Below are 7,068 nucleotides of genomic sequence, written 5' to 3'. Positions count from 1 at the left end.
CGGGAGTACGGGGCCCTGGAAAGTGCCTCCGCCTGAAGCGAGAACAAGAACCTCAGTGACCTTCGTTTTTGCAGCTCAGAGGCACTTTCGGCTTCGCTGATCACTTGTCGGCCAGCCCGCTTCATGAAGCGTGAGGCCAGGGCCTGTCCGGTCGATCTCGGCGAATCAGCCCTCGGCGTCCAGTGCACCGCGTCGGACGCCTTGAGCCTTTCCCGGCAGTCCCCTCTGATCACCGCACCAGCGGCACGGCTAGGCCGGGCGGGAGAAGCCCTCAGGCGGTGCGCCCTCGACGAACAGCATGGCCACCCGGGCCTTGTCCTTTCGTATCTCCCGGGCCCGCCGGTACTCGGCGGAGTCGTACCACTCCCGGATCCGGTCCATGTCGGGAAACTCGATGACCACGAACCCGGAGGAGTCCCAGGTGCCTTCGACGGGCCTGGGCGTGGGTCCCCCGACCAGGTAATGGCCGCCGTGGTCGAGGATGGACTGCTGGGCCACGGCCGCGTAGGCCAGGCCGGCCTCCTCGTCGAGCACATCGAAGTTGACGATGACGTAAGCGGGCGTGACCTTCTCCGTCCCGAACTGCGGGTGGAGCGCGCCAACGCCTCCGGACAGACCTGCGAGCACGGTCTTGCTCATCTCGTCGGCGACGATCTCAGGGGTACCGGCAGCGACACCGTCGAGAGCGATGCGCGCGATGTCGGCAGGGTCGGCCTTCGGCGCGTCGAGGCCGGCGGTCATGTCGGTGTCCATGTACCCGACGTGCAGCGCCGAGACCCGGGTGCCCTGCGGGGCGAGTTCCTGGCGCAGCCCGTTCGTCATCGACCAGGAGGCCGACTTGGCGGCGTAGTAGGCACCGAAGTCGGGGAAGTTGACCCAGGAGGCGACCGACAGGATGTTCAGCACCGCGCTGCTGTCGTGAGAGCCGAGCTGGGGGGCGAATGCCCGGGTGACCGCCAAGGTGCCGAGGTAGTGGGTGTCGATCTCCAGGCGGATGTCCGCCAGGTCGCCCGTCAGCAGCGATGCGTAGGTGGCCGAACCGGCGTTGTTGACCAGGATCGACACGTCGCCGGTCGCCTCTGCCGCGGCGGCGATGGAGGCGGGGTCGGTCACGTCGAGGGCGATCGGCTTCACGCCGTCGAGGTCGACGGCTGCGGGATTGCGGGCGGCCGCGTAGACGGTCGCGCCGCGGTCGCGCAACTGCTTCGCCAGGTGACGTCCCAGGCCGCGGTTCGCCCCGGTGACCAGTGCGGTCTGTCCTTCGATCTGCATTGCGCAACTCCCTGCTGGGTAGGTTTTTCCAATGTAGACCACCTGGGTTGGAAGAAGCAACTCAGGGTAGGCTTGCAGCATGGGCAAGATTCCGAATGACAGTTGCGCTATCGCCCGCAGCCTGGGCGTGCTGGGCGAGCGCTGGACGTTTCTGATCCTGCGCGAGGCCGTGGCGGGGTCGAGCCGGTTCTCGGAGTTCCGCAGCGGGCTCGGTGTGGCGCCGGATGTTCTCACCGCACGCCTGAACACGCTGGTCGAATACGGCGTGATGGAGAAGGTGCCCTATCGGGAGCCCAGGGAGCGGGCTCGCTTCTCGTACGTGCTCACGGATGCGGGCCGGGAGCTCCTCGTCGTCCTGCTCGGCCTGCAGCAATGGGGCGACAAGTACCTGCCGTGGCCGGACGGGCCGAGCATCCTGCGCCTGGTCGAGGGCACCGAACGACCGGTGCACGTCGGGTTCATCGACGACGACGGAAACGAAGTCGACGAAAGCTCCGTGGCACTGATGCCGACCGCCGCCTCCCCTGGCCGGAAGTAGCGCAGGTTCCAGTTCCAAGACGTGACCCTCGCAGGCTCCACGACCGGAGGCGAACGAACGCCGCCAGGCCTTGCGGCCCGCTCCGTGGAATCCGGAGCGGGCGGCCTTCGCCGGAGGCGCCGCGCCTGACGGCTGGCTGGCCGCGGTTCCCGCAGCGCCGTCCATGTCCGGCGTCCGCTGCGGACGCCCCCGGCTGCGCCTTACTGACCGGATCACTGGCTCGCCGGTCGTACTGGCCAGCCCGTCTCGCCGTTACATGCGCCAGGTCGGCGGCCGCGGCGTGCAATCGGCCCGGCCTGCGAGGGGGTGCACGGTTGTTTCTGCTTACCTGCCGCGTCCCTTTGCCTGTGTGGGATCTTGCGCGTGATGCACGCCGTCCACCCCGTGGCAGGACCTGCCCGAGTCGCCTGCTCCCGCCCGGCAGGCGTACGTGCCATCTGGTTAGTGATAGTAAACTCAGGTCGTGCGGGCTGCGGGGCGTATGTGGCCACCGGAACGAGTACCCGGCGTCGATGTGGAGGTGAGTTCTGTGCCGTCAGGAAGGCACGTGTCCGGCCCTATGGATGACGAGCCGGCCTGTTCCATGGAGCGGAGCCTGCAGATACTCGGCGAGCGGTGGACTCTGCTGGTGCTGCGTGAGGTCCTCTACGGCAGGCACCGGTTCGCTGAAATCCGGTCAGCTCTCGGCATCGCGTCGAACCTGCTCAGTGACCGACTCAAGGTTCTCGTCGACGCCGGAGTGCTGCGGACGCTGGCATACCAGGAGGCCGGTAGCAGGCACCGGCAGAGCTACCATCTGACGCCGGCCGGGCTCGAACTGCAGCCCGTCCTGGGTGCGCTGCAGCAGTGGGGGGACCGTCACCGTCCGCGGCCCGCAGGTCCCTCCGCTTCCCAGCGGACCCGCTCCACGGGTCGGGCCGTCCACGTGGGGTTTCTCGATGACGATGGTCGCGAGGTTCCCATGGAGGATGTGTCGCTGATGGCAGCACCTGACCCTCAGAACTCGTCCGGCCTCGGGGAACTACGGAACAGCCGTTAGCGCTAAGCGCTCCCGTGCCCCTGGAGGCGTGTCACCGTACGGGCTGTGACTTGGCCCGTGGCTCCGGACTTCCCCGGCCTGGAGGGCGGAGAAGTCGGCGTGTGCCTGGGCGACGGCTTCGGGGTATGCCTCGCGCTTGGCGTGCTCGGCGAGTGCCCGGTAGATGCTGGCCACCGAGGGGTTCTGGTCCTTGCGCTTGCCGGTGGGGATGATCAGGTCGGGCTGAATCTGCTCGACGGGCTCGCCGGCCGCGCGGCGGCGGAGCACGGTGTGGAGCATGTCGTAGGTTATGACGGGCGGCCGCCGTGCTTGCCCTTGCGGGCCGCGGTGTCGAGCCCTTCGGACGTGGACTCGCGGATGTCCTCCCGCTCGGTCTGCGCCATCGCCGCGAAGAATGCGAACAGCAGCTTTCCCGGGCCTGTGGGGTCGTAGATGCCGGGCAGGGGGCCGGCGAGCATCTCCAAGACTAGCCTCGCGCTTTCACGAGGTGACCTGTCCGAAGCTTGTTCGGATGAGTGAGGTGTGCCGCTGACCTGGGACGATGGGACTTGTCTAGGGTCCTGTTCGTCGTCGGGAAGGCTGCACTCCTCAGGTGTCTCGGCAGGTGGATGAGCCTGGAGTGGACGGTCCGCCATCTGTTTGTATGACCTCTGGACGGCAATCCAGGAGGTGGCGGACTTATGGTGTCCACGGAGAGTATTCTCGCGTTCGCGGCGATGTCGCTGCTGGTGATCGTGATTCCGGGGCCGAGCGTGCTGTTTGTGATCGGCAGAGCCCTCGCGCACGGCCGCCGCACGGCGCTCGCGACGGTCCTGGGCAACCTGGTCGGTTCGTACCTCCTGGTGATCGCTGTGGCGTGGGGCCTCGGCGCGCTGGTGGAGAGTTCGGCGACGGTGTTCATGGGTGTGAAGCTGGCCGGAGCGGCGTATCTCGTCTACCTCGGCGTGCAGGCGTTCCGGCACCGCAAGGAGATGCGCGCGGCGGACATGGAGGCCCCGGCGGATGAGCGGCGCGGTGATCTGCGCACGATCCTGGACGGTATTTTCGTGGGCGTCACCAACCCGAAGGGCGTCGTCTTCTTCGCGGCGGTGCTGCCGCAGTTCGTGGATCACTCGGCGGGCCAAGTCCCCCTCCAGATGATGGTGTTGGGGCTGGTCCCGGTCGCCATCGGCATGATTACGGACACCCTGTGGGGCCTGGGCGCCTCGGCGGCCCGTTCCTGGTTCGCCCGCTCGGATCGCCGCCTTTCGATGGTCGGCGGGGCGGGCGGCTTCGCAATGATCGGCCTGGGCGTGACCGTGGCAGCGACAGGCCGCGCCGACTAGCCTCGGGCCCTCGCAGGGGCGAGCTGTCCGCACCCTGATCGAAAACGTAAGAAATGCTCCTGAGCTGCAACGATGAGACTTACTGAGGGTCTTGTCCGTTGCTGGCTTAGGAGTATTTCTCGGGTGAAGAAGCGTACCGGGTCCTACCCACGTGTTCATGTCGAGGGCGGCGGCCGTGGAGTCGTCAGCCAGGCGGGCGGCGTACTGCTGGTGGAGACCGTCCGGAAAGCCGGACTGGATGGGGCGATATCGGCGGCGCTCTCGCCGTGGCGGCGTCCGCGGCGGTGCACGATCCGGGCAAGATCCTGCTGGATGTGGCGCTCGCCGTCGCGCTGGGCGGGGACTGCCTGGCCAATGTGGCCCTGTTGCGGGCCGAGCCGGCCGTGTTCGGGCCTGTGGCCTCGGACCCCACGGTCTCTCGTCTGGTCGGCAGGCTGGCGTCAGGCTGCAAGCGGGTCTTGGCCGCGCTCCGCATCGCCCGCGCCGAAGTGCGCGAACACGTCTGGCGATTGGCCGGGGATGCGGCGCCGGACGCGTGCGGGCAACTGATCGTGGACATCGACGGCGTCCTGGTCTTGGCGCACTCGGAGAAGCAGGACGCTCGATGCCGTGCTTGTCGGGCGCGTCGACCTGCGACCGGAGTTCCTGGGTGAGCGTCGAGCAGCGGGCGTACCCGATGCGGATGTCCGCGCTCGGCAGGTCCGGGTCGATCGGCGCCGGCGGCGGAGTGCCCGGGCGCCATGGCCGACCCGGCCCCCGGTCCGCCGGGTCGGGATGCGCAGCGCCTTCTTCAGGCGGAGCACCCGGTTTCCCCCGGCCCTCTTGCCGGTGAGTCAGTCCTGGGCGAGGCGGTCGAGGAACTGGCCGACCAGTTCCAGGCCGGTGCACAGGGTCTCGGTGTCGTCGGCGAAGCCGATGCGGACGGTGTGCTCGATGCCGAAGGCGGCGCCGGGGGTGAACATGACGCCGGTCTCCCCGAGGAGGCGGGTGCAGAACTCGTAGGAACCGATCGGGGCGTTGTAGCGCAGGAGCGCGGTGGTGCCCGAGGCCGGTTTGACGTAGGTGATGTCGTCACGGCCGGTGACCCACTCGTCGAGGATGGCGAGGTTGGTGCGGGTGATCTGGTGGGAGCGGGCGAGGACGGCGTCCTTGTTCTCCAGGGCGACGCAGGCCAGGAGGTCGTCGACGCGTCCGACGCTGATGGTGGTGTAGTCCCGGTGGGTGGCTACCTCGGCGAGGAGGCGGGTGGGGCCGACGATCCAGCCCAGGCGCAGTCCGGCCAGGGAGTAGGGCTTGGACATGCTGCCGGTGGAGATGCCGAGCTCGTACAGGTCGGCGATCGAGGCGGTGAAGCCGTCGCCGTATTGGTCGACGCCCCGGTAGACCTCGTCGCACAACACCCATGCCCCGACCCGTTCGGCAATCTTGACGATGCGGGCCAGTCCGGCTTCGTCGATGAGGGCGCCGGTGGGGTTGTTGGGATTGTTGACGGCGATGAGCTTGGTGTCGGCCGAGACCAGGCGGTCGAGTTCGTCGAGGTCGGGCAGCCAGCCGTTCTCCTCGCGCAGCGGCAGTTGGGTGACGCGGGCGCCGTAGCTGTCGGGGATGGAGTAGTGCTGCTGGTAGGTGGGGACGACGGCCACGATGTGGTCGGCGGGTTCAACGAGGGTGGCGTGCACGAGGGCGTTCGCGCCGATCGCGCCGTGGGTGATCAGGACGTTGTCCGGGCCCCGGCTCTCGTAGAGGCCGGCGACGAGGCCACGCAGGCGGGGGCTGCCGGCGATGGGGCCGTAGGTGAGCGGGGTGTCGTCGAGTTCGGCAAGAATCTCCTCCCGCCGTCCGGACATCTGAAGCAATTCGCCGGTGGTCAGGGAGCGGACGCAGGTCTCGGCGAGGTTGTGGCGGCAGGTCTCCTCGTAGTCGTTCATCCACTGCTCGACGGCGAACGGGCGGATCTTCACCGGGACTGTCCCTTCGTCATGGCATTGTCGTTGTACAGGGCGGCCCAGGCGACGGCCGCGTCCTCGATGCCCAGTCCCACGGACCGGAAGTACACCGGCCGCTCGCCGCTCGGGCCCTGGGCGCGGCCGGCCACGAGGCCGGCCAGGTCGCCGCGCACGGCGGCGGGGTCCCAGCCGTCAGCGGCGGCGCGGGTCAGGTCGGCGGCGACCTGCAGGGTGGTGAGCGCGTCGACGTAGACGTCGAGGGCCTCGACGGCGGCGGGCGGGATCTCGCGGGCGCCGGGGGCGTTGGTCGAGATCGAGGTGACGACCGTGCCTGCGGGCAGGGCACGGGGGTCGATCACATCGTCGGCGGCCGAGGTGCACAGCATCACCAGGTCCGCACCCGTCACCGCGTCCTCAAGGTTCGCCGCGGCCTGGACGCCGTCGTCGGCCTCGTCGACGCCCTTCGGTGAGAACGCGCGGACGGTCATGCCGGGGCGCAGGTGGCGCAGGTAGCGGGCGTGCGCACGGCCGACGCGCCCGTAACCGATGACGGCCGCGGTGCGGGCGCCGGGCGGCAGGAGCAGGTCGGTGGCGAGCACGGTGGTGGCCGCGGTGCGCTCGACAGTCAGCTTGGAGGCGTCCAGCAGCGCGAGCGGCTGTCCGGTGGACAGGCTCACGAGCATCGTCCACGCCGTGACCACGGCGGGACCGGCAGGGTCGGGCAGGTACGGGGAGACCTTGACCGAGTAGACGCCGGCATGGGGCAGGACGGCCGGGTAGTGGATGACGTCACCGCCACCGGGCAGGTCGACGACGAACTGGCCCGGAGTCGGTGCCGTACGGAGGGAAGGGGCCCCGAAGGCGTCGCGGAGAGCGGCGAGGACGGCCTGCTCGGAGACGCGGGGAGAGCTGATCACACGCATAATGAGCAATATATTGCCCACTCGA

Annotated in this window: 8 protein-coding genes and 2 pseudogenes; 4 read left to right on the top strand and 6 right to left on the bottom strand. The window is 68.9% G+C overall.

What is annotated here, in order from left to right:
- Positions 1 to 249: 249 nt before the first annotated feature.
- Positions 250 to 549 (bottom strand): DUF1330 domain-containing protein, encoded by a 300-nt coding sequence (locus ASC60_RS43040; protein WP_267892814.1) that lies wholly within the window; start codon positions 547 to 549, stop codon positions 250 to 252.
- 33 nt (positions 550 to 582) lie between these two features.
- A pseudogene (locus tag ASC60_RS21945) lies at positions 583 to 1,272 on the bottom strand (SDR family oxidoreductase); the annotation flags it as partial.
- 79 nt (positions 1,273 to 1,351) lie between these two features.
- Between ASC60_RS21945 and ASC60_RS21940 the strand changes: the two are divergent.
- Entirely contained in the window at positions 1,352 to 1,810 is a 459-nt protein-coding gene (locus ASC60_RS21940) for a helix-turn-helix domain-containing protein (RefSeq protein WP_055553556.1), read from the top strand.
- A 559-nt stretch (positions 1,811 to 2,369) separates the two neighbouring features.
- Positions 2,370 to 2,849, top strand: coding sequence for a helix-turn-helix domain-containing protein (locus tag ASC60_RS21935; protein ID WP_055553554.1), 480 nt, complete (start codon positions 2,370 to 2,372; stop codon positions 2,847 to 2,849).
- On the opposite strand, the gene ASC60_RS43035 is transcribed toward ASC60_RS21935, so the two are convergent.
- A complete protein-coding gene (locus ASC60_RS43035; protein ID WP_234357061.1) occupies positions 2,832 to 3,128 on the bottom strand; it encodes a hypothetical protein in 297 nt (98 codons plus the stop codon). The genes ASC60_RS21935 and ASC60_RS43035 overlap by 18 nt on opposite strands.
- A gap of 8 nt (positions 3,129 to 3,136) precedes the next feature.
- Positions 3,137 to 3,307 (bottom strand): recombinase family protein, encoded by a 171-nt coding sequence (locus ASC60_RS43030; RefSeq protein WP_234357060.1) that lies wholly within the window; start codon positions 3,305 to 3,307, stop codon positions 3,137 to 3,139.
- 222 nt (positions 3,308 to 3,529) lie between these two features.
- Between ASC60_RS43030 and ASC60_RS21925 the strand changes: the two genes are divergently transcribed.
- Positions 3,530 to 4,174, top strand: a complete 645-nt coding sequence (locus tag ASC60_RS21925) for a LysE family translocator (RefSeq protein ID WP_055553552.1) — start codon at positions 3,530 to 3,532, stop codon at positions 4,172 to 4,174.
- A 123-nt stretch (positions 4,175 to 4,297) separates the two neighbouring features.
- Positions 4,298 to 4,776 (top strand): annotated as a pseudogene (locus tag ASC60_RS21920) (transposase); the annotation flags it as partial.
- A gap of 231 nt (positions 4,777 to 5,007) precedes the next feature.
- Here ASC60_RS21920 and ASC60_RS21915 read toward each other — a convergent pair.
- Both ASC60_RS21915 and ASC60_RS21910 read right to left on the bottom strand, forming a co-directional pair.
- Positions 5,008 to 6,135 (bottom strand): aminotransferase, encoded by a 1,128-nt coding sequence (locus tag ASC60_RS21915; protein ID WP_055553550.1) that lies wholly within the window; start codon positions 6,133 to 6,135, stop codon positions 5,008 to 5,010.
- The gene (locus ASC60_RS21910) at positions 6,132 to 7,043 is read right to left on the bottom strand and encodes an ornithine cyclodeaminase family protein (RefSeq protein WP_055553548.1); all 912 of its coding nucleotides are present in this window, start codon (positions 7,041 to 7,043) and stop codon (positions 6,132 to 6,134) included. The genes ASC60_RS21915 and ASC60_RS21910 overlap by 4 nt, the downstream gene beginning before the upstream one ends.
- Positions 7,044 to 7,068 lie beyond the last annotated feature (25 nt).

The organism is Streptomyces sp. NBRC 110028, from assembly GCF_001417735.1.
Classification (GTDB): Bacteria; Actinomycetota; Actinomycetes; order Streptomycetales; family Streptomycetaceae; genus Streptomyces.
Note: the sequence above shows the minus strand (reverse complement) of the source record. Positions and strands in the feature narration are given on the sequence as shown.